Source organism: Bacteroides sp. ZJ-18, assembly GCF_011038705.2.
GTDB lineage: Bacteria > Bacteroidota > Bacteroidia > Bacteroidales > Bacteroidaceae > Bacteroides > Bacteroides hominis.
This window is the reverse complement of record NZ_CP072198.1, coordinates 387,972-412,007: the sequence shown is the minus strand read 5'-3', so window position 1 is coordinate 412,007 and position 24,036 is coordinate 387,972. Positions and strand designations below refer to the sequence as shown.

Annotated in this window: 17 protein-coding genes; 13 read left to right on the top strand and 4 right to left on the bottom strand. The window is 45.3% G+C overall.

Annotation, left to right across the window (positions count from 1 at the left end; genetic code table 11):
- Window positions 1-105: 105 nt before the first annotated feature.
- The 13 genes from G7Y45_RS01720 (at window position 106) to G7Y45_RS01660 (ending at window position 17,423) form a co-directional block, all read left to right on the top strand.
- Complete coding sequence (locus tag G7Y45_RS01720; protein ID WP_165017267.1) at window positions 106-2,088, top strand: urocanate hydratase; 1,983 nt, start codon at window positions 106-108, stop codon at window positions 2,086-2,088.
- Between the two features lie 125 nt (window positions 2,089-2,213).
- A complete protein-coding gene (gene ftcD, locus G7Y45_RS01715) occupies window positions 2,214-3,116 on the top strand; it encodes a glutamate formimidoyltransferase (RefSeq protein ID WP_122296496.1) in 903 nt (300 codons plus the stop codon).
- Between the two features lie 6 nt (window positions 3,117-3,122).
- Window positions 3,123-4,376 (top strand): imidazolonepropionase, encoded by a 1,254-nt coding sequence (hutI, locus tag G7Y45_RS01710; RefSeq protein WP_005782242.1) that lies wholly within the window; start codon window positions 3,123-3,125, stop codon window positions 4,374-4,376.
- A gap of 29 nt (window positions 4,377-4,405) precedes the next feature.
- The gene (locus G7Y45_RS01705; protein WP_005782244.1) at window positions 4,406-5,035 is read left to right on the top strand and encodes a cyclodeaminase/cyclohydrolase family protein; all 630 of its coding nucleotides are present in this window, start codon (window positions 4,406-4,408) and stop codon (window positions 5,033-5,035) included.
- On the top strand, window positions 5,032-6,528 hold the full coding sequence (gene hutH, locus G7Y45_RS01700) for a histidine ammonia-lyase (protein WP_005811324.1): 1,497 nt from the start codon (window positions 5,032-5,034) through the stop codon (window positions 6,526-6,528). The genes G7Y45_RS01705 and hutH overlap by 4 nt, the downstream gene beginning before the upstream one ends.
- Before the next feature lie 392 nt (window positions 6,529-6,920).
- The gene (locus G7Y45_RS01695) at window positions 6,921-7,565 is read left to right on the top strand and encodes a TetR/AcrR family transcriptional regulator (RefSeq protein ID WP_005782249.1); all 645 of its coding nucleotides are present in this window, start codon (window positions 6,921-6,923) and stop codon (window positions 7,563-7,565) included.
- Between the two features lie 49 nt (window positions 7,566-7,614).
- The gene (locus tag G7Y45_RS01690) at window positions 7,615-8,967 is read left to right on the top strand and encodes a TolC family protein (RefSeq protein WP_122143392.1); all 1,353 of its coding nucleotides are present in this window, start codon (window positions 7,615-7,617) and stop codon (window positions 8,965-8,967) included.
- Between the two features lie 28 nt (window positions 8,968-8,995).
- Window positions 8,996-10,012, top strand: coding sequence for an efflux RND transporter periplasmic adaptor subunit (locus tag G7Y45_RS01685; protein ID WP_165017264.1), 1,017 nt, complete (start codon window positions 8,996-8,998; stop codon window positions 10,010-10,012).
- 97 nt (window positions 10,013-10,109) lie between these two features.
- Entirely contained in the window at window positions 10,110-13,268 is a 3,159-nt protein-coding gene (locus G7Y45_RS01680) for an efflux RND transporter permease subunit (RefSeq protein WP_005782257.1), read from the top strand.
- Window positions 13,269-13,286: 18 nt separating this feature from the next.
- Window positions 13,287-13,580 (top strand): PG0541 family transporter-associated protein, encoded by a 294-nt coding sequence (locus G7Y45_RS01675; RefSeq protein WP_005782259.1) that lies wholly within the window; start codon window positions 13,287-13,289, stop codon window positions 13,578-13,580.
- Between the two features lie 112 nt (window positions 13,581-13,692).
- Window positions 13,693-15,066, top strand: coding sequence for an SGNH/GDSL hydrolase family protein (locus tag G7Y45_RS01670; protein WP_022011078.1), 1,374 nt, complete (start codon window positions 13,693-13,695; stop codon window positions 15,064-15,066).
- Window positions 15,053-15,949 carry an SGNH/GDSL hydrolase family protein gene (locus G7Y45_RS01665; protein ID WP_206265674.1) on the top strand — a complete coding sequence of 299 codons (897 nt, stop codon included), beginning with the start codon at window positions 15,053-15,055 and terminating at the stop codon, window positions 15,947-15,949. Before G7Y45_RS01670 ends, G7Y45_RS01665 begins: the two co-directional genes overlap by 14 nt.
- Entirely contained in the window at window positions 15,936-17,423 is a 1,488-nt protein-coding gene (locus G7Y45_RS01660) for an MBOAT family protein (protein WP_165017261.1), read from the top strand. Before G7Y45_RS01665 ends, G7Y45_RS01660 begins: the two co-directional genes overlap by 14 nt.
- A 140-nt stretch (window positions 17,424-17,563) precedes the next feature.
- Here G7Y45_RS01660 and G7Y45_RS01655 read toward each other — a convergent pair whose 3' ends face one another.
- The 4 genes from G7Y45_RS01655 to G7Y45_RS01640 all read right to left on the bottom strand — a co-directional run bounded on the left by G7Y45_RS01655 (window position 17,564) and on the right by G7Y45_RS01640 (window position 23,097).
- On the bottom strand, window positions 17,564-18,139 hold the full coding sequence (locus G7Y45_RS01655) for a DUF4369 domain-containing protein (RefSeq protein ID WP_022011080.1): 576 nt from the start codon (window positions 18,137-18,139) through the stop codon (window positions 17,564-17,566).
- A 92-nt stretch (window positions 18,140-18,231) separates the two neighbouring features.
- A complete protein-coding gene (locus tag G7Y45_RS01650; RefSeq protein WP_005811308.1) occupies window positions 18,232-19,194 on the bottom strand; it encodes a BT1926 family outer membrane beta-barrel protein in 963 nt (320 codons plus the stop codon).
- Between the two features lie 23 nt (window positions 19,195-19,217).
- Complete coding sequence (locus G7Y45_RS01645) at window positions 19,218-21,716, bottom strand: hypothetical protein (protein ID WP_165017258.1); 2,499 nt, start codon at window positions 21,714-21,716, stop codon at window positions 19,218-19,220.
- Between the two features lie 439 nt (window positions 21,717-22,155).
- The gene (locus tag G7Y45_RS01640; protein WP_165017254.1) at window positions 22,156-23,097 is read right to left on the bottom strand and encodes a site-specific integrase; all 942 of its coding nucleotides are present in this window, start codon (window positions 23,095-23,097) and stop codon (window positions 22,156-22,158) included.
- Between the last annotated feature and the right edge of the window lie 939 nt (window positions 23,098-24,036).

The following is a 24,036-nucleotide window of genomic DNA, read 5'->3' as shown; positions in this document are numbered from 1 at the left end:
TTAATAAACCTACCGAAATCTTTGTAGATTCTTTCCTTTTTTCTATATTGCGAAGAGTTATCAAATTGTAACGCTGACAGTTTGCAATCCTTAATTCCATTTATTATGAAAATGACTCTCAGCAATCAGTTGCCCGAATATCCGGCATTCGTAGAAGGTATTCGCCGGGCACCCGACCGTGGATATACCCTTTCTCCGGCGCAGACCGCCACGGCCTTGAAGAATGCATTACGTTATATCCCTGTAGACTTGCACGAAAAACTGGCTCCTGAGTTTCTGGAGGAGTTACGAACACGCGGACGTATTTATGGATACCGTTTTCGTCCGGCCGGTGATCTCAAGGCTAAACCCATTGACGAATACCGGGGGAACTGTATTGAGGGCAAAGCTTTTCAGGTGATGATTGACAATAATCTCTGTTTTGATATTGCTCTTTATCCCTACGAACTTGTTACTTATGGTGAGACCGGGCAGGTGTGTCAGAACTGGATGCAATATCGGTTGATAAAGCAATACCTTGAAGTGATGACCCGTGAACAGACCCTTGTCATTGAGTCCGGACATCCGTTAGGGCTTTTCCATTCCCGTCCGGATGCACCCCGTGTTATCATTACCAACTCGATGATGGTAGGCATGTTCGACAATCAGCATGATTGGCACGAAGCAGCCCAGATGGGAGTTGCCAATTATGGGCAGATGACGGCCGGTGGATGGATGTATATCGGTCCGCAGGGCATCGTGCATGGTACATTCAATACATTGCTGAATGCCGGTCGGCTCAAGTTGGGTATTCCTCAAGATAAGGATCTGAGCGGACATTTGTTTGTCTCTTCCGGTTTGGGAGGTATGAGCGGTGCACAACCCAAGGCAGCCGAAATAGCCGGTGCTGTTTCAATTATAGCCGAAGTGGATCGTTCCCGCATCGAGACCCGCTACAATCAAGGATGGGTGGGGTATATCACTACTGATCTTCATGCAGCTTTCCGGATGGCATTGAGTGCTGCCGAACGGCACGAACCTTGTTCTGTGGCCTATCATGGTAATGTAGTTGACCTGCTTGAATATGCCGCCCAGGAAGATATTCCGATCGATCTTTTGTCCGATCAGACTTCTTGTCATGCCGTCTATGAAGGAGGGTATTGCCCCGCCGGAGTCACATTTGAAGATCGTACCCGGTTGTTGCACGAATCTCCTGAAACGTTCCGCCGATTGGTCAACGAATCCCTGCACCGTCATTTTGCGGTGATAAAGAAGCTTGTTTCCCGTGGTACTTACTTTTTCGATTACGGTAACTCTTTTATGAAAGCCATCTATGATGCCGGGGTCAAAGAGATTTCACGGAATGGAGTGGATGAAAAAGACGGCTTCATCTGGCCGAGCTATGTGGAAGACATTATGGGGCCGGAACTTTTTGACTATGGATATGGTCCGTTTCGTTGGGTATGCCTGAGTGGTAAGCCCGAAGATCTTGCCAAGACTGACCGTGCTGCAATGGAGTGCATTGATGTGAAGCGCCGCGGACAAGATCTTGATAATTATAACTGGATAAAGGATGCCGGTAAGAATCAACTGGTGGTGGGCACACAAGCCCGTATTCTGTATCAGGATGCTGCCGGACGTTTAAAGATCGCCCTCCGGTTTAACGAAATGGTGCGTAACGGTGAAGTCGGTCCCATCATGCTGGGACGCGACCATCATGACGTGAGCGGGACAGACTCACCCTTCCGTGAAACTTCCAATATAAAAGACGGCAGCAACGTGATGGCCGATATGGCTGTGCAATGCTTTGCCGGAAATTGTGCCCGGGGCATGAGTCTGGTGGCGCTGCATAATGGTGGAGGTGTGGGTATCGGCAAAGCTGTCAACGGTGGTTTCGGCATGGTATGTGACGGAAGTTCGAGGGTAGACGAGATTCTCCGTTCTTCTATGCTTTGGGATGTGATGGGAGGAGTAGCCCGCCGTTCGTGGGCACGCAATGAACATGCGATGGAAACCAGTGAGGCCTTCAACCTGTCGCATGGAGATACTTATCACATTACGATGCCCTATCTGGTGGATGAAGAGCTGATAAAGAGAATAATTATTTAGAAATGAATATAACTCACCACAGATTACACGGATTCTCACAGATTAATAATTTATTTTACTGAGAGTTAAATTGAAATATCTGTGTTAATCCGTGTAATCTGTGGTGAACCCAAAACCGTATAGTTATGAATTGGAATAAAATCGTGGAATGCGTTCCCAACTTCAGTGAAGGGCGTGATCTTAAAAAAATAGATCGTATTGTTGCTCCGTTTCGTGCCCGTGCAGGAGTAAAGTTGCTCGACTATAGCAATGATGAAGATCATAACCGGCTGGTGGTGACTCTTGTCGGTGAACCGGAAGCCTTGCGGGATGCCGTTATCGAAGCTATCGGTGTTGCGGTGGAATTGATAGATCTCAATCATCACCAGGGACAGCACCCCCGTATGGGAGCAGTCGATGTAGTGCCTTTCATCCCTATTAAAAACGTGACGATGGATGAAGCCGTCTCTCTTTCCCGCGAGGTGGGGGAGAAAGTAGCCGGACTCTATCATCTTCCCGTTTTTCTTTATGAAAAGTCGGCGACCGCTCCCCACCGTGAAAATCTCGCTGCCGTGCGTAAAGGTGAGTTCGAAGGAATGGCCGGGAAAATCAAACTTCCCGAGTGGCAGCCGGATTTTGGTCCGGCAGACCGGCATCCTACGGCCGGTACAGTTGCTATTGGTGCCCGTATGCCTCTGGTTGCCTATAATATCAACCTAAGTACCGATAATCTTGAGATAGCGACCAAGATTGCCAGGAACATCCGTCACATCAACGGTGGTCTGCGTTATGTCAAGGCGATGGGAGTGGAACTGAAAGAGCGGAACATTACCCAAGTGTCCATCAATATGACCGATTACACCCGTACGGCCCTCTATCGTGCCTTTGAACTGGTGCGTATCGAGGCTCGCCGTTATGGGGTGACTATTATTGGAAGCGAGATTGTGGGGCTTGTCCCGATGGAAGCACTGATCGATACCGCCTCTTATTATCTCGGTTTGGAGAATTTTTCTATGCAGCAGGTGCTCGAATCACGTATAATGGAATAAAGGACCATGAGCGAAAACTTAATCATATTTAATGCCAAAGTAGTAACTCCTCTCGGCTTTTCAGCCCGGAAAGGAAAGGAGATGGCGGAACTCCAAATCTTGGAGAATGCGACAGTCGAAGTTGTGGATGGCACCATCACTTACGTCGGTCCCAACCGGGGAGAAATACGTGACGGGTATTATCATCACTTCTGGCACTACAATGCCCGCGGAAAATGTCTGCTGCCCGGTTTTGTCGATTCACATACCCATTTTGTCTTTGGGGGTGAGCGTGCCGAAGAGTTTTCTTGGCGTCTCAAAGGAGAGAGCTATATGTCTATCATGCAGCGGGGCGGTGGCATTGCCAGTACAGTGGAAGCTACCCGGAAACTCTCTTTCATCTACCTGCGTTCCAGGGCAGAGGGACTTTTGAGGAAGATGACCTCCATGGGGATCACCACCGTTGAAGGTAAAAGCGGGTACGGACTGAACCGTGAAACGGAATTGCTGCAACTCAAAGTGATGCGTAGCCTGAATAATGATGAATGTACGCGCGTGGATATTGTGCCTACCTTTCTGGGAGCACATGCGCTGCCTTCCGAATACAAAGATCGTCCCGATGACTATATCGACTTCCTGATCCGTGAACTGCTTCCCGTCATTCAGCGGGATTCATTGGCCGAGTTTTGCGATGTGTTTTGTGAAGAGGGTGTCTTTTCCGTTGAACAGTCACGTCGTTTGCTGACAGCCGCCAGAGATTACGGGCTTTTACCGAAACTTCATGCCGACGAGATCGTTTCTTTAGGAGGGGCCGAACTGGCTGCTGAGTTAGGTGCCGTCTCTGCCGACCATCTGTTGCATGCTTCCGATGCAGGTATCGAAGCTATGGCCCGTAAGGGAGTGGTTGCCACGCTCCTTCCGCTCACTGCCTTCGCATTGAAGGAACCCTATGCCCGCGGACGGGATATGATCGATGCCGGATGTGCCGTGGCATTGGCTACAGATCTGAATCCGGGAAGTTGTTTCTCCGGCTCCATACCTCTGACGTTTGCCTTGGCTTGCATCCATATGCGGTTCACTGTAGAAGAGGCCATTACGGCTCTTACTCTGAATGGTGCGGCTGCCCTTAACCGTGCCGATTCCATTGGCAGCATCGAAGTGGGTAAAAAGGGCGATTTCGTAGTGCTCGATTCTGACGATTATAATATTCTACCTTATTATGTAGGGATGAATTGCGTAAATACGACTATCAAAGGCGGAGTGCTTTATCCGTCTGTCTGAAATATAAACCCGATAATATCAGAAGAACTATGTTAGCAGAATTAACCGTAAAAGAGTTTTTAGATAAAGTAGCCGGTAGCGATCCTGTACCCGGAGGTGGTAGTATAGCGGCTCTCAATGGTGCTGTGGCTTCGGCGCTGACTGCCATGGTAGCCGGACTGACCGTTGGAAAGAAAGGGTATGAGGAACATGAGGAGCTGATGAAGCATATATCCCGCCTGAGCATTGGACAGCAAGAGCTTTTTGTCGAATACATCGATCGTGATTCCGAGGCGTATGATCGTGTTTTCGGTTGTTTTAAATTGCCTAAGACCACGGATGAAGAGAAAGCTGCCCGGAGCGCTGCTATTCAGGAAGCCACACGTTTTGCGGCACTCATCCCGATGCAGGTGGCACGCAATGCCTGCGAGTTGATGGAGATTATAGCCGATGTAGCCCGTCTGGGTAACCGAAATGCCATTACCGATGCCTGTGTAGCCATGATGGCTGCCCGTTCGGCGGTATTGGGGGCTTTGCTGAATGTCCGCATCAATCTGGCTTCGCTCAAAGACACAGCCTTTGTCGACGAATTGAAGCGGGAAGCCTGCCGTCTGGAGCAATTGGCCTGTACGCGGGAGAAAGAATTACTTGAAGTTGTCAACCAAGAACTGAATCAATGAATAATGTCTATTACGTAGGCTCCGGTGAACTGACTTTCGGAATCATCGAACGCATTATTAACGAAAATCTGAAACTGGAACTGGCTCCGGAAGCCCAAAAGCGCATTCGGAAATGCCGTGACTATCTCGATCGGAAAATAGCTGCTTCCACTGAACCGTTGTATGGTATCACTACCGGATTCGGTTCGTTGTGCAGTAAAAGCATATCACCCGATGAACTCAGCACCTTGCAGGAGAACCTTGTGAAAAGCCATGCTTGCAGTGTAGGCGAGGAGATTCGTCCGGTTATAGTCAAGTTGATGCTGTTGCTCAAGGCACATGCCCTGTCTTTGGGGCATAGCGGAGTGCAAGTCATCACTGTGCAGCGCATTCTCGATTTCTTCAATAATGACGTGATGCCCATTGTCTATGACCGTGGCTCCTTAGGAGCTTCGGGCGATTTGGCACCGTTGGCCAATCTTTTCTTGCCTTTGATCGGGGTGGGCGATGTATATTATAAAGGTAAGAAGCGTGAAGCCATCAGTGTGCTCGACGAGTTTGGCTGGGAGCCTGTAAGGCTGATGAGCAAAGAGGGACTTGCCTTGCTGAATGGTACTCAGTTTATGAGTGCCAACGGAGTTTTTGCCTTGCTCAAAGCACAGCGGCTTTCAAAGAAAGCAGATATGATTGCCGCCCTTTCGCTTGAAGCTTTTGATGGGCGTATTGATCCCTTTATGGAATGTATTCAGCAGATCCGGCCCCATCCGGGACAGATTGAAACAGGAGAAATATTCCGTCGTTTGTTGCAGGGAAGCGAGTTGATAGCCCGTCCCAAAAAGCATGTGCAGGATCCGTACTCTTTTCGTTGTATCCCCCAGGTACACGGGGCAACGAAAGATGCCATCCGGTATGTCTCCTCTGTATTGCTGACCGAAATTAATTCGGTGACGGACAACCCCACTATTTTTCCGGACGAAGATCAGATTATATCCGGTGGAAATTTCCACGGACAGCCATTGGCCATCTCTTTCGATTTCCTTGCCATTGCGATGGCCGAATTGGGCAATATCTCTGAGCGGCGTGTGGCACAATTAATCATGGGGCTGCGTGGGCTACCGGAATTTTTGGTTGCCAATCCCGGACTTAATTCCGGCTTTATGATTCCCCAATATGCCGCCGCATCCATGGTCAGCCAGAACAAGATGTACTGCTATGCGGCTTCGAGCGATTCTATCGTTTCTTCCAACGGTCAGGAAGATCATGTCAGTATGGGAGCTAATGCCGCCACTAAACTTTTTCGGGTGATGGATAATCTGGAACACATTCTCGCCATCGAGTTGATGAATGCCGCACAAGGAATAGAGTTTCGACGTCCGGCAAAAACCTCACCTATACTTGAGCGATATCTGGCTGCATATCGTAAAGAAGTCCCGTTTGTGAAAGACGATATCGTGATGTACAAAGAAATTCATAAAACGGTCGCTTTCCTCAATCGGACAAGGTCTGAGTATTAAGTCCGTTTTCTACAAGCTGTCTATATCCCGCAGGCGATATAGATAGAGCACCCCTCTGAATGTCTGCCCTTCTCCCTGCACGGAAGAGGGGCGGGAGAGGGGTTTTCTTCTTCCCTATTCATCGGAATATATCCGTCGTTTATCGATTTTTCTCTTTCGGTGGGCGGGAATACCTTTCTGAAAGTATCTCTTAGCCTTATCTTTGCATCATTGATTTCTGTTAACACTTGTTTCGATTTTCGTTTGGAAAGTTATAATATTTATCAAATATGTATGCATAATTAGGAAACTGATTTATCCCGTCGAGTTTTCTGCTTATCTTTGTTCAGTTTTTCGTTTCTATTAGGCGAAAACGCTGATAATCGATAGTCTAACAACAAAAGAACGGGTTAATGATTGAGAATGTGAAAGAGAACTCACAAAGAGGGGAACTAAGAGACAGAATTATTGAGACAGCTTCGGAAGCTTTTACTGCACATGGTATCAAAAGTATTACGATGGACGACATTGCTGCGTCCTTAAGTATATCGAAACGTACACTTTATGAGGTCTTTCAAGATAAAGAGAGCTTGCTGACCGAGTGTATTTTAAAGCGTCAGGAGGAGATGAATACCTTCTTGGCGGAAACTTTGGCTAACTCGAAAAATGTTCTTGAAGTTATACTTGTATGCTATCAGCGGAGCATTGAGACATTCCATCGAACGAACAAACGTTTTTTCGAGGACATAAAGAAATATCCGAAAGTTCACAGCTTGCTGAAGAATTACCGGGAAAGAGACTCAGACAGTACGATCGAGTTTTTTAAGATGGGCATTAAACAGGGGATATTCAGAGATGATGTAAACTTTGCCATTGTCAACCTGTTGGTTCACGAGCAGCTCGACCTGTTGATGAATACGGATATTTGCAATAAATATTCTTTCCTCGAGGTTTACGAGGCGATTATGTTTACCTACATCCGTGGAATTTCCACAGAGAAAGGAGCACGGGTATTGGAAGATTTCATAACGGAATATAGAAAACAAAGAATACACTAAGATAGGGAAGCACAAAGAAGTTCCCAGGATAAACAACTAAAATTATTGTATGAACAAAATGAAATGTTTCTTAAGCAAAAAGATGCTTTTAGCGGTGGCTGTACTGCTCTCGGTGGGTTATGTACAGGCACAGGAGGTTAAAGACACCTTGCAACTGACGCTTGACAAAGCACTGGAAATTGCGTTGAGTGAAAACCCCACAATGAAAGTGGCCGGCCAAGAGATTCAGCTGAAAAAAGAGGCTAAGAAGGAGGCATACGGAGGATTATTTCCGGAGATTTCGTTGACAGGTTCTTATTCGCGGACACTGAAAAAACAGACAATGGTGATGGACTTTGGCGGAGAATCGCAGACCATCCAGGTAGGTTCGGACAACTCGTATAGCGGAGGACTGAATGTGAGTCTGCCCGTTTTTGCTCCGGCACTTTACAAGAGTATTAATCTGACTAAATCGGATGTAGAACTGGCTGTTGAGAAGGCACGCTCGTCAAAACTCGATCTGGTGAATCAAGTGACCAAGGCGTATTATCAACTGCTATTGGCACAGGACAGCTACGAGGTGCTTCTGCAGAGCTATGCACAGGCAGAAGCTAACTATGAAGTGGTGAAAGCCAAATACGAGCAAGGTACGGTTAGCGAGTACGATAAGATTCGCGCCGATGTACAGGTGCGCAGCCTGAAACCCTCGGTTGTTTCCGCCCGTAACGGGGTGAATCTTGCCCGTTTGCAGTTGCAGGTGCTGATGGGGATGGATACCGATGTAGCTATTGCCGCTGACGGTAACCTGAAGGATTATGAAATGGTGATGTTCCGTCGCCAGATGGAAAGCAACCAGCTGAACCTGAATAATAACAGCGATTTGAAGCAATTGGATTTAAATGCCGATTTGTTGAAGAAGACGCTGGCTGTTCAGCGGACTAACTTTATGCCGACGCTGGCTGCATCTTTCAACTATTCGTATACATCACTGAATAATGACTTTAAGATGTCACACTATAAGTGGTTTCCATATTCTACTGTCGGTTTGAGCCTGAGTATTCCTTTGTTTAAGGCAAGTAACTTTACGAAGGTGAAGCAGACCAAGATTCAGATGCAGCAATTGACCGAGAACCGTACCAACGTACAGCGTCAGTTGACTATGCAGGCCACCAGCTATCTGGACAATATGGCCGCAAGCACTGAACAGGTGGTCAGCAATAAAGAAGGAATCGTACAAGCAGAAAAGGGACGTCTCATTGCCCAGAAACGTTATGAAGTGGGAAAAGGGACTATCCTTGAACTGAACGATTCGGAAGTGGCGCTCACACAGGCCCAGTTGACCTACAATCAGTCTATTTACGACTATCTGGTTGCAAAGGCTGATCTTGATCAGGTATTGGGAAGAGAAGAGGTAACAGAGTAACTAAACACACAACAATTAAAATTTGAATATGAAAAGATGTTTCCAATTAGTAGCCCTGCTCGCCGTTGTGCTATTGGGCTCGTGCACTGGAGGAAAAAACAAAGGTGCCGCTGAAAAAACAGAAGAAAAGCCAAAAGTAAAATTGGCTGATGTAACAGCGCGCCCGGTAGAACAGATACAGGAATACACGGCAACTGTAGAAGCTGAAGTGAAGAATAACATTGCGCCTTCATCACCGGTGCGTATTGATAAAATCTTTGTAGAGGTAGGCGATCATGTATCCAAAGGACAGAGACTGGTACAGATGGATGCTGCCAACCTGAAACAGACTAAACTGCAACTGGACAACCAGGAAGTGGAGTTCAAGCGTATTGACGAACTTTATAAAGTGGGTGGTGCTTCCAAATCGGAATGGGATGCTGCGAAGATGGCCTATGACGTAAAGAAAACGGCTTATCAGAATTTGCTGGAGAATACTTCTTTGCTGAGTCCTATCAGCGGTGTGGTGACTGCCCGCAATTATGATAGCGGTGATATGTACAGCGGAGGCAATCCGGTGCTGACCGTCGAGAAGATCACTCCGGTTAAGCTGCTGATCAACGTATCCGAGGTTTACTTTACCAAAGTGAAAAAAGGTGCTCCTGTCGATGTGAAACTGGATGTTTATGGCGATGAGGCTTTCGAAGGCAAAATCAGCCTGATTTATCCGACAATCGATCCGACTACCCGTACATTCCAGGTAGAGATTCAGTTGCCTAATCAGAATCAGAAAGTACGTCCGGGAATGTTTGCCCGTGCCAGTCTGAACTTCGGTACGGAAGAGAATGTGGTTGTTCCCGATCTGGCGATTGTGAAACAGGCAGGTGCCGGTGACCGCTATGTGTATGTATACAAAGATGGAAAGGTGACATACAATAAGGTCGAACTGGGACGCCGCATGGGTGCTGAGTATGAGTTGAAGTCCGGTGTACCCAACAATTCTCAGGTAGTCATTGCCGGTCAAACCCGATTGATCAACGGCACTGAGGTAGAAGTAGAAAAATAATGAATCAATGTAACCGTATGCCGTGTGTTTCCTTATAACGTATGGGGCACCATTTACGGCATACCGGTACATTATCCACTTTTAATAATTAGGAAAAATGAGTTTATACGAAGGAGCGGTAAAAAAACCGATTATGACCTCCCTCTGCTTTCTTGCAGTGGTGATTTTTGGTCTCTTCTCTTTGTCCAAATTGCCTATCGACTTGTATCCGGATATCGATACGAATACGATCATGGTAATGACCGCCTATCCCGGAGCAAGTGCTTCGGATATAGAAAACAACGTGACTCGTCCGTTGGAGAATACGCTGAATGCTGTCAGCAACCTGAAGCATATCACTTCCCGTTCGTCCGAAAATATGTCTCTGATTACATTAGAGTTTGAATATGGTAACGATATCGATGTACTGACAAATGATGTACGCGACAAACTGGATATGGTCAGCTCTCAGCTGCCGGATGATGTGGAGAACCCCATCATCTTCAAGTTCAGTACCGACATGATTCCAATTGTACTGCTGTCGGTACAAGCTAATGAAAGCCAGTCGGCATTATATAAGATTCTGGACGACCGTGTTGTTAACCCGTTGGCACGTATCCCCGGTGTGGGTACGGTATCCATCAGTGGTGCGCCCCAACGTGAGATTCAGGTCTATTGTGACCCTAACAAACTGGAAGCCTATAATCTGACCATTGAAACAATCAGTTCGATTATTGGTGCCGAGAACAAAAATATCCCCGGTGGTAACTTCGATATCGGTAACGAGACTTATTCGCTGCGTGTTGAAGGAGAGTTTGACGATTCGCGCCAACTGGAAGATGTTGTAGTAGGTAGTTACAATGGGGCAAATATTTATTTGCGTGATGTGGCCCGGGTAGTCGATACGGTAGAAGAGCGCGCTCAGGAAACATATAATAATGGAGTGAAAGGTGCCATGATTGTCGTACAGAAGCAATCGGGAGCCAATTCCGTAGATATCTCCAAGAAAGTGGCCGAGGCCCTGCCTAAGTTGCAGAAGAATTTGCCGAGTGATGTGAAGCTGGGAGTGATTGTCGATACATCGGACAACATCCTCAACACCATCGACAGTTTGGCCGAGACCGTATTGTATGCCCTTTTATTCGTTGTCATCGTGGTGTTCCTTTTCTTGGGACGTTGGCGTGCGACATTGATTATATGTATCACTATTCCGCTTTCGCTGATTGCCTCGTTTATTTACCTGGCCGTCACCGGAAATACGATTAACATCATCTCACTTTCGTCCCTTTCTATTGCCATCGGTATGGTGGTGGACGATGCGATTGTGGTACTTGAAAATGTGACGACCCACATCGAACGTGGTTCCGATCCGAAACAGGCTGCGGTGCACGGAACCAATGAGGTGGCTATCTCCGTTATTGCTTCCACACTGACCATGATTGCGGTGTTCTTCCCGTTGACGATGGTAAGTGGTATGTCCGGAGTGATGTTTAAGCAGTTGGGATGGATGATGTGTGCCATCATGTTTATCTCTACTGTGGCTGCTTTGTCATTGACCCCGATGCTCTGTTCGCAGTTGTTGCGTTTACAGAAGAAGCAATCGAAGACCTTCAAGCTCCTTTTCGGCCCTATTGAGAAAGGACTGGATGCTTTGGATACAGGCTATGCCCATATGTTGAATTGGGCAGTTCGGCATCGTCCGATTGTTATCTTCGGTTGTATCGTGTTCTTTGTCGTCAGCCTGTTCTGTGCCAAGAGCATCGGTACTGAATTCTTCCCGGCGCAGGATAATGCCCGTATCGCAGTTCAGCTGGAGTTACCTATCGGAACACGCAAAGAGCTGGCACAGGAGATTTCGGAGAAACTGACTAACCAATGGCTGAACAAATATAAAGGTGTAATGACTGTATGTAACTATACGGTAGGACAGGCCGACTCAGACAATACCTGGGCCTCTATGCAGGATAACGGTTCGCACATTATATCGTTCAACATCAGTCTGGTCGATCCGGGTGATCGTGATATCAGCCTTGAACAAGTCTGTGACGAAATGCGTGAAGATCTGAAGAAATATCCGGAGTTCAGCAAAGCGCAGGTCATCCTGGGTGGTAGTAACACAGGTATGTCTGCTCAGGCAAGTGCCGATTTTGAGGTATATGGTTATAGTATGGAGGAAACCGATAGCGTAGCTGCACGTCTCAAACGTGAGTTGCTCAATGTGAAAGGTGTGTCGGAAGTCAACATCAGCCGTAGTGACTATCAGCCCGAGTATCAGGTAGACTTCGATCGTGAGAAACTGGCTTTGCACGGATTGAATCTGGCAACCGCCGGTAATTATCTGCGTAACCGTATTAATGGTGCCATTGCCTCTAAATACCGTGAGGATGGAGACGAATATGACATTAAAGTGCGTTATGCGCCGGAACACCGTACAAGTATTGAAAGCATCGAGAATATCCTTATTTATAACAGTCGTGGAGAAGCCGTACGCGTAAAAGAGCTTGGAAAGGTTGTCGAACGTTTTGCGCCACCTACCATCGAGCGTAAAGACCGTGAACGTATTGTGACCGTATCGGCGGTTATCTCCGGCGAAGCATTGGGTAACGTGGTGAATGCGGGTAACGCCATTATCGATAAGATGGATATTCCGTCGGATGTAACAATTCAGGTAGCCGGTTCATACGAAGACCAGCAAGATTCGTTCCGCGACTTGGGTACACTTGCTATCCTTATTGTCGTACTGGTATTTATTGTAATGGCAGCGCAGTTCGAATCATTGACTTATCCGTTTATCATTATGTTCTCATTGCCATTTGCTTTCAGTGGGGTATTGATGGCCCTTTTCTTCACAAAGAGCACACTGAGTGTGATGAGTTTGTTGGGGGCCATCATGTTGATCGGTATCGTTGTAAAGAATGGTATTGTGCTTATCGACTACATCACCCTTTGCCGTGAGCGTGGATTGGCAGTGCTTAACTCCGTTGTAACAGCCGGCAAGAGCCGTCTTCGCCCGGTATTGATGACCACTGCTACTACTGTCCTCGGTATGATTCCGATGGCAATCGGTGGTGGACAGGGTTCGGAGATGTGGAGTCCGATGGCGATTGCCGTAATTGGCGGTTTGACGGTTTCTACCATTCTGACCTTGATTCTCATCCCTACTTTATACTGTGTGTTTGCCGGTACAGGTATCAAGCATCAGCGTAAAGTGTTGAGACGCAAACGTGAGCTGGAAGCTTACTTTGAAGAGCATAAAGATGAAATGATTAAGAAATAATAAAGAAGAAATCAAGATATGAAATCAGTATTAATCACATTCGATCAGGCTTATTTCGAACGTATCATTGCTTTGCTGGACCGTTTGAGTTGCCGTGGTTTCACCTATTTGGAACGGGTACAGGGACGTGGCTCGAAGACAGGCGATCCCCACTTCGGCAGTCATGCCTGGCCCAGTATGTGTTCGGCCATCATCACGGTGGTGGACGACAAGAAGGTTGACCCGTTGCTGGATGCATTGCATAAGATGGACATGCAGACAGAGCAGCTTGGCCTGAGAGCTTTTGTCACCAACGTGGAGCGGAGCATTTAACGCCTGCCGACAGATAACATCAGAGGAGAATCTCATTAATTTAATGTAGATTCTCCTCTCTTTTTATGGGTTTTATCTATCTTTGCAACTTCTTATTAAATTAAGAGCGTGCATGAAAAATTATTTGAAATATTCGTTGTGGCTGACATTGATTGTCTTGTTTGCATTGATCGGAATGCACTGGCTGCCGGCTATAACGATCGACGGACATACAATGAGACGGGTAGATTTGCTGAGTGATGTCCGTATGCCTGAACCTGATAAAGATGAAGCGGAAGCAGACAGCCTGCCTCCGGTCCCGGTAGTGAAACCTGCATTTGTAGATACGTGTCGCAGTGGGATGACCTGTATCGAAGATTATAGTGACTCTACGATGCGGGGAATGACTCCTTTTTATCGTGCCTTGGACGAGATTCAATCGAAAGGCCGGTTGGTGCGGATAGCGGTATTTGGCGATTCTTTTATTGAGGCAGATATTTTCACTGCCGATCTTCGTGAGATGTTGCAGAAACGTTTCGGTGGGTGTGGTGTCGGTTTTGTTACCATTACTTCGATGACCAGTGGATACCGTCCGACAGTACGTCATTCTTTTGGCGGATGGTCCAGTCATGCGGTGACCGATAGCGTTTATTTCGACAAAAAGAAGCAAGGAGTTTCCGGACACTACTTCGTTCCTCGTGAAGGGGCCTATGTCGAACTCCGGGGACAGAATAAATATGCTTCCCTGCTCGATACTTGCCAGACAGCTTCCATCTTTTTCTATAACAAAGGTGAAGTCAGCCTTTCCGTTCGTGTCAACCGTGGTGAGATTGATACACGGGAATTCCCTTCTACCGGCAGTTTGCAGCAGATGAAGGTAAACGGTCGCATCGGCTCGGTGCGCTGGGATATCAATCAGGCAGATTCTACTTTATTTTATGGATTGGCAATGGATGGTACGCAAGGGATTATTGTCGACAATTTCTCCTTGCGCGGCAGTTCGGGACTCTCGCTTCGCAGCATTCCGTCAAAGATGCTGCAAGAGTTTAATGCCCAGCGTCCCTACGACTTGATTATTTTGGAATATGGTCTGAATGTTGCGACCGAGCGGGGACGGAACTACGATCCTTATAAGAAAGGCCTTCTTACGGCCATAAACCACTTGAAAGAGTGTTTTCCACAATCCGGTTTTTTGTTGCTGAGTGTGGGTGACCGCGATTATAAGACCGATACCGGCGAATTACGCACGATGCCCGGTGTGAAAAACCTGATTCGCTATCAGCAAAGCATAGCAGCGGAAAGCGGAATTGCTTTCTGGAACATGTTTGAGGCTATGGGAGGTGACGGAAGTATGGCAGGGTTGGTACATGCCAAGCCTTCTTTGGCTAATTATGATTATACACACATCAACTTCCGGGGTGGACGTCACCTGGCAGGACTACTATACGAAACATTGATTTATGGAAAAGAACAGTATGAAAGGAGAAAGGCCTATGAGGCTGAATAAACGGTTGGGGGTGTTACTCCTTTTGTTTTCCGGAATTTTTTCGGTTCAGGCACAAGATCTTTTGCCTGCCTGCCCGCGGATGGACAAGGGTACGAAAGCCTGCAAGCCGATGCGTGAACCGGGGTCGCTGGGAGATACTGTTTCTGTGAAAGTTACTTTTCCCATAGCCTTCAGAGGAGTGGGGAGAAATGAAATCATAGACAGCCTGGGAGTGTTGACTCCCATACTTGAGCGTTTACGGCTGGTGCAAAACGGAAGTTCGGAGGATACCGTACGTATTGTTCATATTGGTGACAGCCACATACGCGGACACATCTTTCCCCGTACTACCGGTGCCCGGCTGACAGAAACATTTGGAGCGGTGTCCTATACGGATATGGGAGTCAATGGAGCTACTTGCCTGACGTTTACTCATCCTGACCGTATTGCGGCTATTGCAGCCTTGAAACCCGAGCTGTTGGTTCTTTCGTTTGGAACGAATGAAAGTCATAACCGGAAGTACAATTCGAATGTGCATTACCGGCAGATGGAGGAACTGCTCGGATTGTTGCGCGACAGTTTGCCAAATGTACCTATCTTGCTGACTACTCCTCCGGGATCTTACGAGAGTTTCCGTCAGCGTCGCCGGCGTCGTACTTATGCTGTCAATCCCCGTACGGTAACAGCAGTGAACACAATCCATGATTTTGCCCGCCGCCACAAGTTGGTGGTGTGGGATATGTACAATATCGTAGGCGGAAGCCTGCGTGCCTGCAAAAACTGGATAGATGCGGGACTGATGCGTCCGGATCATGTGCACTATCTTCCCGAAGGCTATACACTTCAGGGAGAATTATTATATGAAGCCATTATTAAAGCCTATAATGAGTATGTTTCCCATTGATATCGATTTTAGCCGCCTGTTGGAGGCCTTTAAATACAATCCGGATGCTCCGATGATATTCAGCAGTGGAATTTTCCTTTGGCTCTTCGCTGCGTTCATGGTAATCTATACACTGTTGCAGCACCGCAACACAGCGCGTATTTTATTTGTCGCTCTTTTCTCTTATTATTTTTATTATAAGAGTAGTGGTACTTATTTCTTCCTGCTCGCCATTGTCACCGTTACCGATTTTGTGATAGCCTGGCTGATGGATTGGACCGATGTCCGCTGGAAGCGTAAACTATGGGTAATACTTAGTGTATCGGTCAATTTAGGATTGCTCTGCTACTTCAAATACACTAATTTTCTTGGTGGTGTCATTGCTTCGCTGATGGGGGGAGAGTTCACCGCACTCGATATCTTTTTGCCTGTCGGCATCTCTTTCTTCACCTTCCAGTCGTTAAGTTATACTATCGATGTTTACCGGAGAGAGATCAAGCCCCTTACCAGTTTACTGGACTATGCCTTTTATGTTTCTTTCTTTCCTCAGTTGGTGGCAGGCCCTATCGTGCGGGCACGCGATTTTATTCCGCAAATTCGTAAACCATTGTATGTGTCACAAGAGATGTTCGGTAGAGGCATTTTCCTGATTGTCGCCGGATTGTTCAAAAAAGCGGTTATTTCCGATTATATCAGTGTCAACTTTGTGGAGCGTATTTTTGACAATCCTACGCTTTATTCGGGAGTTGAGAATCTGATGGGACTTTATGGTTATGCCTTGCAGATTTATTGTGATTTTTCAGGATACAGTGATATGGCAATCGGTATCGCCCTTTTGCTTGGTTTTCATTTCAATCTGAATTTTAATTCTCCGTATAAGTCAGCCTCGATCACCGAGTTCTGGAGGCGTTGGCACATTTCGTTGTCGAGTTGGTTGCGCGATTATCTTTATATCTCCTTGGGGGGTAACCGACATGGAAAGTTCCGTCAGTATCTCAATCTGATTATTACCATGTTTCTCGGTGGATTGTGGCACGGGGCTTCCTGGAATTTTGTATTGTGGGGCACTTTTCATGGTGTGGCACTTGCTCTACACAAAGCGTGGATGTCTATCGCCGGAAGGAAAAAAGGGGAGACCAGTCACGGCATTCGGCGGGTATTGGGTGTCATTATTACCTTCCACTTTGTTTGTTTCTGCTGGATTTTCTTCCGTAACGCCGATTTTCATAATTCAATGGATATGTTGAACCAGATTTTTACGGCTTTTCGTCCCCAGCTTTTTCCGCAACTGATTGAGGGATATTGGCGGGTATTTGCACTGATGGTAGTCGGGTTTCTGCTTCATTTTGCTCCGGATAGTTGGGAAAATGCTGTTTGTCGTGGAGTTATCAAACTCCCTTTCCTTGGCAAGGCCCTTGTGATGGTGGCTATGATCTATCTGGTTATCCAAATGAAGAGTAGTGAAATTCAGCCGTTCATCTACTTCCAGTTCTGATACATTCTGTTCCGGTTGGGGCAAGGGAGAGAAAGAGAAACCGGAAACCTCCTCACGGAGCTTTCCGGTGCAACACTAAAAGTACCGGGCAGGCAGAGAACTAGGTAAAACTCCTGCCTGTGTGTTCCGGTATGTTTTCCCTAACCGATGCCGAGTGTTTTTCGTGCTTCGGCCTGTTGCTTTTCGTTTAGTTTGTTTTGATAGGCTTTATATAAATACTTTCCTACAGGGCTGCCGGCGTGTTTCACAATCTGTTCCAACACAAATCCCGCAAAAGCTTCTTTAATTTCTTTTATCTCTTTCCCGGTGAAATCCCGGTCTTTGAACCGGTCGATGGCTACCAAGGTCTGCATCATCTCCTCGTTCAGTCCGGTGCCTTCCACCAGTACGATGTCTCCTACTTTTGTGTTGATCTCTCCCGGTTCCAGAACTATGGGTAGAGTGATGGGGAACCGGTCGCTGTCAGTTTCCTGAATAAAGAGTTCCCTCACTTCAGGAGTATTTATTTTTCCATTGAACACAAAGCGTCCTTCACTGACCGTAGCGCTGTCATATCTCACTGTGCCTTTGACAGCATCTTGCAGATAGATGGTTCTGCCTTCCAGTTTCTCGTTGGTCACTATTCCTCTGAGGTGGTAAGTCCCTTCTTGGGGTGCATGGTTGCAGGCTCCCATTATGAGGACTATCAACAAAATTCCTGTGAGTTTTCTTTTCATCTTCTTCTTATCTATCCTATGGTTTAGAAAAAATCACCCCATACATACCCGAAGGTAGAACGGGGTGATCTTTCGTAGTATTCTGGACTTATTTAAAATCTAAATCCTATTTTCAGGTTGGGCAGAGCAAACAAGTTGATGTTGTGATGTCCTACCTTATAGACGGGTGTTCCTTTCGGGATAATCTGAATCATGTCGTAGCGATAAGCTACCGGTTGAACTTCAAATCCCAGGATCAGTCCTTTGCTGAGGCTGTATTCGATACCCGCAACGGCTGCTGCGCGTAAACCGAATATCTGTCCGGCTTTGCTGTTGGGGATATAAACCTCCAGGGGAGTACCTGTGACGTCTCCATCGTCTACGACCGGACTATTGTCCTGTCCGCTCGGATCTTGACTCGGTTGTAAATTGGTATCATCTCCATCTGTGTCCATATCTTTATCATTTACCATGACTCCGGTATACGGAAGTGTGGTTTCTATTCTTCCCATTTGCCAGCCCAGCAGGCCACCTACATACAGATTGATGCGTTCGTTTTTTGTGTTGAAGTAATAGTTTGAGCCAATATTAACCGACCAGTTGTTTTTGATTCTGCCTTCCATATATTGAAGAGCCGGAATCTGCATATCGGTAACCGTCTTGTCTCCCTCGATATAATCCTTTTTGGGGGTTACACCGATGTTCATGCTGAACATCAGATTAACATCCCAACGGTCTGTCAGGAAGTATTTTCCCTGTATACCGATGATATTGACCAAATTATTAGAATTCAAATCTCCCAGTTGAAGGTAAGTAGCCGGATCGGATGACTGGTGTCCGGATGTATTGCCTAATCCTACATTCGGAAAGCTATAGTTTTGTCCGTTCCAGTAGGTAGGCAACAGATAGTTCTCCGTATTGTTGTTGAACATCTGCGAACTACCCAGTATCATGGATACTTGCCACTGACCTTTTTTAGGAGCAAACGACGCATCATCGCTGCTGCTGTATTGCTGCGCCATCACAGGCGCAACAGTACATACAGACAGAAGGATTATGCATAGTTTCTTTATCATATATATTCTTCTTTAATTTTTTATTATTCAGCTGCGTAAGCGTCCAAGAGTTTCTTCAGGGTTGCGTTCAAGCCATCCACTGCTGCTTGCATTTCGTCTACTGTTCTTTGAGCCTTTTCGATATTTTGTTTAAGCAGGTCAAGATACTGTTCATTGCCTTCGTTATTGGTATATCCGAATTTCTCAAACAAAGCAATTTTGTTGTCAATAGTTTCTACAGCGCTCTTCGCTTTGGTAATAATTCCTTCTTGATATTCAAGTAAACTTTTCAAGGTCTTGCTATCTTTGCTTACCTTATAGGTATGGCTGTTGGCATCATAATACGTATAGTAGAAGTATCCATCTTCCATAGCTCTTCCAACAAGGGTAATTTCGGCTTCAATCTTGGAATACTCAGTTACGACATTACCCAAAAGTGGTTTTTGTTCGTTAGAAGTATAGTAGTCTTTGTAAGGGTTACCTTCAGAGAAAATATTGTTTTGACGTTTCGACTTATCGCCTTTAATCAGGTAGCAAGCCAATTCTGCCTGCCACAATGCGGCGTTTTCATCTTTGATCTGTGCTTCCAGTTTTTCTATGTTTTCGTTGATAGCTTCCACTTCTGCAAGTACAGGATCTGCTTCTGCCTTGATCTTGGCATACAAAGCCTGCCATTTGTCGAGGTTAGCCAGAATATTAAATTCTTGGGCCAAGCGATTGTATATTAAGAATGAGCCATCACTGCCAAAACCTTCTCTTTGTAGCATCCCTTCGGGCATATCATACTTATTACTTGATATTTCTTTAGGTTCGACAGCTTGGTCCAGACTAAGTTTTTGCATATATCCAAATACTGCGCTTTCTGCTTTTAAGAAAGCGAAAAGTGTACCCTCAACTTCTGTATCTGTAGTAAATTGAGTTGTGAGGTCTTCGTTACCAATCAGAGGTTTAAGGTTTGTGGTTTCAATTAAGGTGTTGAAAGTACTTAAATTTGCGTCCGTAAGTGCGTCTTTATAAGTTTTGGCGAAATCTTTAAATGCTCCTGTTGGAATAAAACCATCTACAGTCTTTCTCTTTTCCAGATAACCCAGAACAGAGGTTCGTAAAGTATTGGCAGCCTCCAATTTTTTATCTTCGGCTTTCAGCGTATTGTAAGTCGTAATTTCCTTTTCAATTGCTTTATAGGTGTTTGTTCCTTTATAGTTATTGTATGCTTTCAATGCTCCCAAATATGCGGTATAGGCGTTGATCCATGCGATAGAATCTGCCTTGAATTGTGCATGTGCCGGTGCTTTATCTATTTGGAGACGTTGAACTTCATTTGTGACTTTGGTACGATAACTATCGAGAAGCTTGCCTGTAGCGTCAAATGCATCGGCAGGTATAATGCCGAATATAGCATTATAGGTATCAATGAAATCGCCTTGGTATTGGTCTTTTATTGTATTGGCTATGTTATTGATCTGCTCGGCTTTCTCTCCTAAAGTAAGATCTTTGAGAACCATGTCTTGCTTCATCTCATAATTGTATGCCTGCAAGGTAGAATTCCAGCCGGTTTGTGTAAAGATCTTGTCGATACCTTCTATAGCTGGAATGACTTTATTAGATAGTACGTTCCCCAATCTGCTCACCAAAGCAGGATCTACATCTGCCTTAGCCAAAGTATAAGCAGAGGATTGGGCGTCCAGCTTTATCTTTTCTTCAATAATTTGTTGATTAATAGGGAAGATTGGTTTTCTCATTTCTTCGATTTTGGTATAGGCTTCATCTTCTTTAGCGTCAAGAGCCTGCAGGTCTTCTTTATACCCTTTCAGCTTTTCTGCGAGAACTTTGCTGTCTGTACCTGTTGCGTCCAGTGCTTTGTATTCTTCCAATAAACTTTGCTGGATTTCCAGTGTTTTAGTGGCGTGCGTTTTATCCAACTGCAGTTCTTCCAAATAATATTTGTTTTGAGATAAGTAATTAATTTCTTCAACTTCGGCTCTCATCAGGGTTGCTTTTGCTTCAGATAGATCGTCCAATGCCCCCGAAACTTTGTATCTTGTTTCTGCTCCTTCTTGTGAATAATAATAGCCTACTAACAAATTTCGATATTCCTTGATTTTTGCTGTATACACATCATCTTTCATTGTCAGCAAAGCCACTTCGATATCCATCAAGGCTTTTTTGTTGTTATACTCAGCTTGTGCAGTACGTGTCTGTAGATTGAACATCTTTGCTTTGAACTCTTCAGTTCTCTTTTGAGCTTCAGCTTCCCAATAAGCTTTTTGTTCTGCTGTTTTAGCTTGTTCTACTTCTAAACTGCATTTTTTCAGTTCCAAATCAACCTGATCTTTCTCAAGCTCAACCTTTTCCCGTTCTACCTTGACCAGTTGGATTTCGGTCAATGCACTTTCATAGGCGGCTTTTGCCTTAATGAATTCCGCTTTCGCTCCGCGAAGTTGTTCGATTCCTGCCGGTTCATCGTTATCGATACATCCGGTGAATGTTGTAGTTGCCCCTCCCACTAAGAGCGCAGCTACGAGATAAGTCCATTTTCTCATACCTCTGTTTTTAAGTGTTAATAAAAAATGTTATGTAAGTAAATCAATGTTTCTCTCTTGCCAATTCTGGCTTTGCCTCTATCTGTATAATACCTCTATCTACTGTTACTTTATAGGTAACAGTAAATGAATCGTTTGGGACGTAAGAAGCGTCTTGTAGGGGAATCCAGGAGTTGGAAAGTGAATCTTATATGTAATAAGGTATAATAAAAGAGTGACTCTTTGCTTCCACAATAAGCAAAGAGGGGAAGAAGCATGCAATTCTTTGAGACAACTTCACAACAAATCGGAGCCTGTGGGAATCATTTTCTATCTATGAAGGAATTATTTTCTCTTTGTCTTGAAAAAAAATGTTTCTTAATTTGCTTTTTTGTGAAAAAAGGTATATGTTTGCCGAACACTTACAAAAGAGTTACCTATAAAGTAACAGAACTGTTAATCAGTAATTTAATCTGGTATATGCCTCTCTCGCATATTTAATTATGCTCTTATTTGTTTCATCTAATTTCTTAATATTGAAAGGCTTCAAATAAGTCTCCGTCACTTTAATGGAGGAGTGTCCCATTGCTTCACTGATAATCCCCGGATGCACTTCCAGATAGTAGGCAAGTGTTGCCCATGTATGGCGTGCGGTGTACGAACTGATATTGCTGTTGAATCCAAGTAGATTCGCCAACTTTGCCAACTGATAATTGAATGTCCGTAATGCTTGCTGATATACTCTATAATTATCTTGACTTTTCTCGTTTTCTTCCAATATTGGAAATAGGTAAGTAGCGTCCGGATCTGTATTCTTCCATTCGTCGATGATATCCATGGCTTCTTTCGGCACAGTGACGGTGAGTGGACTGCCTGTTTTGTGACGGTGATAAGTGAGTGTATTTCCATCTAAGTCAGTTTTTTGCAGATAAGCCAGATCTACAAACGGAAGACCTCGCAATAAGAACATCAATACGAACAATTGATGGGTACGTCGCAAGGTTTCAGTCTGTTTCCGGGTAGACTGTGTATTGAGCAATCGTCCCATGTCTTCCGGCTTCAGTGCTCGTTTGATGTCTGTTCGAGTGCCGGTGTATACCTTTTTGAAGAGTCTGGGCATGTATGGTGCCAACTTTCGGTCTACAGCCCGATTATAAACTGCCCGCAGGACTCGCATATAGGTCGATACTGTATTCCAACTATTCCCTCGGCTTCTCAAGAAGTACTCAAAGCGCTTCAGTAGTTCCGGTTTTATCTGTCGGAAATAGATTTCTTCTTTTCCCAGAAAAGTAATGAATGCATTTTTACTCGCTTGATAAATGTGGGCTGTTCCCAGTGCATTGCCCGTTTTTAGATTTTCGATCATGGTATCCATGAATCGGGTAAAGTTCTTCTCTTTCATACGTAAGTGTTGCTTGGTTCCTAGTTTTTTCTTTGGAACAAGATAGGAATTTTTGTCGGAGGAAGAAAATGGAGTAGGGGATATGTGGCAATATTATCGCTATCCCTTCCTCTCTCTTCCTTTCTTGCTTGCTCTCTCTCTTTCAAATCCGTATATCTTTTTTTGATGTTTTTCTTCTGAACCGTTTCCTTGTCTGGCAAAAATCGGCTCCACAGCCCCCTGTACGCTCACTTTATTTGGTTTAAAACCAGCTCGCCTTTTGTTTTAAAGGTACTGCCCCCTCTGGTTTACGCTCCCCGTGGATCTTTGAAAATCCCTTGCAGCCATACTTGCCCGAATCGCAACTATCCCTTTCCGTCCGCCTTGTATCCCTCTTTTCGATAAACAATCCTTTTTTTTCTCCATCTTCTTCATTTCCAATACTTTCCTGCCTTTATCCTCTTCCTTCTCCGTCGTTTGATTTAACGCTGTGTTAAATCAAGTCTTTTGTCTTCAAATAACAAACCTTTTAAATGTAAAAGCCTTGTTATTTCTGCTCTTAAAACAAATGTTCCCTCAATCGCATTAACAATGTTAACGCCAAAAGCCGCTGGATTTCCGATTTCCCCCCTCAATCTTGTCGCAACCGGAGAGTACTGAAAAGACTGTATCCCGTGAAATCCTCCTCTTTTTTACAGATACTTTTGACAAGGATACAACCCTGCCAGCAACTTTTTATGTTTTCGCCTGATTCCTTACAGGTGTTTCTGAGAATAATAAAATCCCTTGACTAAGTTTTGTTTTTCCCCTTTTCCGTCTGTCCGTATCCCGCTCTTTCCCTTTTTGTCCTCCTGGTCTTCTTTCCTTCTTTCCTTCTTTCTTCTTTTCCCTCTATATTATAATAATGTGTCCCCCTTTTCCCTTTCCCTCCCTTTTCAAAAAACATGTTTAACAACAGCT

What these genes read in the sequence shown, in the direction of transcription:
- G7Y45_RS01685 (WP_165017264.1), top strand. Translation starts at nt 8,996, where the DNA reads ATGAAAAGATGTTTCCAATTAGTAGCCCTGCTCGCCGTTGTGCTATTG.
- G7Y45_RS01705 (WP_005782244.1), top strand. Translation starts at nt 4,406, where the DNA reads ATGTTAGCAGAATTAACCGTAAAAGAGTTTTTAGATAAAGTAGCCGGT.
- G7Y45_RS01645 (WP_165017258.1), bottom strand. Translation starts at nt 21,716, where the DNA reads ATGAGAAAATGGACTTATCTCGTAGCTGCGCTCTTAGTGGGAGGGGCA.
- hutH (WP_005811324.1), top strand. Translation starts at nt 5,032, where the DNA reads ATGAATAATGTCTATTACGTAGGCTCCGGTGAACTGACTTTCGGAATC.
- G7Y45_RS01640 (WP_165017254.1), bottom strand. Translation starts at nt 23,097, where the DNA reads ATGAAAGAGAAGAACTTTACCCGATTCATGGATACCATGATCGAAAAT.
- hutI (WP_005782242.1), top strand. Translation starts at nt 3,123, where the DNA reads ATGAGCGAAAACTTAATCATATTTAATGCCAAAGTAGTAACTCCTCTC.
- G7Y45_RS01675 (WP_005782259.1), top strand. Translation starts at nt 13,287, where the DNA reads ATGAAATCAGTATTAATCACATTCGATCAGGCTTATTTCGAACGTATC.
- G7Y45_RS01650 (WP_005811308.1), bottom strand. Translation starts at nt 19,194, where the DNA reads ATGATAAAGAAACTATGCATAATCCTTCTGTCTGTATGTACTGTTGCG.
- G7Y45_RS01670 (WP_022011078.1), top strand. Translation starts at nt 13,693, where the DNA reads ATGAAAAATTATTTGAAATATTCGTTGTGGCTGACATTGATTGTCTTG.
- G7Y45_RS01680 (WP_005782257.1), top strand. Translation starts at nt 10,110, where the DNA reads ATGAGTTTATACGAAGGAGCGGTAAAAAAACCGATTATGACCTCCCTC.
- G7Y45_RS01665 (WP_206265674.1), top strand. Translation starts at nt 15,053, where the DNA reads ATGAGGCTGAATAAACGGTTGGGGGTGTTACTCCTTTTGTTTTCCGGA.
- ftcD (WP_122296496.1), top strand. Translation starts at nt 2,214, where the DNA reads ATGAATTGGAATAAAATCGTGGAATGCGTTCCCAACTTCAGTGAAGGG.
- G7Y45_RS01695 (WP_005782249.1), top strand. Translation starts at nt 6,921, where the DNA reads ATGATTGAGAATGTGAAAGAGAACTCACAAAGAGGGGAACTAAGAGAC.
- G7Y45_RS01720 (WP_165017267.1), top strand. Translation starts at nt 106, where the DNA reads ATGAAAATGACTCTCAGCAATCAGTTGCCCGAATATCCGGCATTCGTA.
- G7Y45_RS01660 (WP_165017261.1), top strand. Translation starts at nt 15,936, where the DNA reads ATGTTTCCCATTGATATCGATTTTAGCCGCCTGTTGGAGGCCTTTAAA.
- G7Y45_RS01690 (WP_122143392.1), top strand. Translation starts at nt 7,615, where the DNA reads ATGAACAAAATGAAATGTTTCTTAAGCAAAAAGATGCTTTTAGCGGTG.
- G7Y45_RS01655 (WP_022011080.1), bottom strand. Translation starts at nt 18,139, where the DNA reads ATGAAAAGAAAACTCACAGGAATTTTGTTGATAGTCCTCATAATGGGA.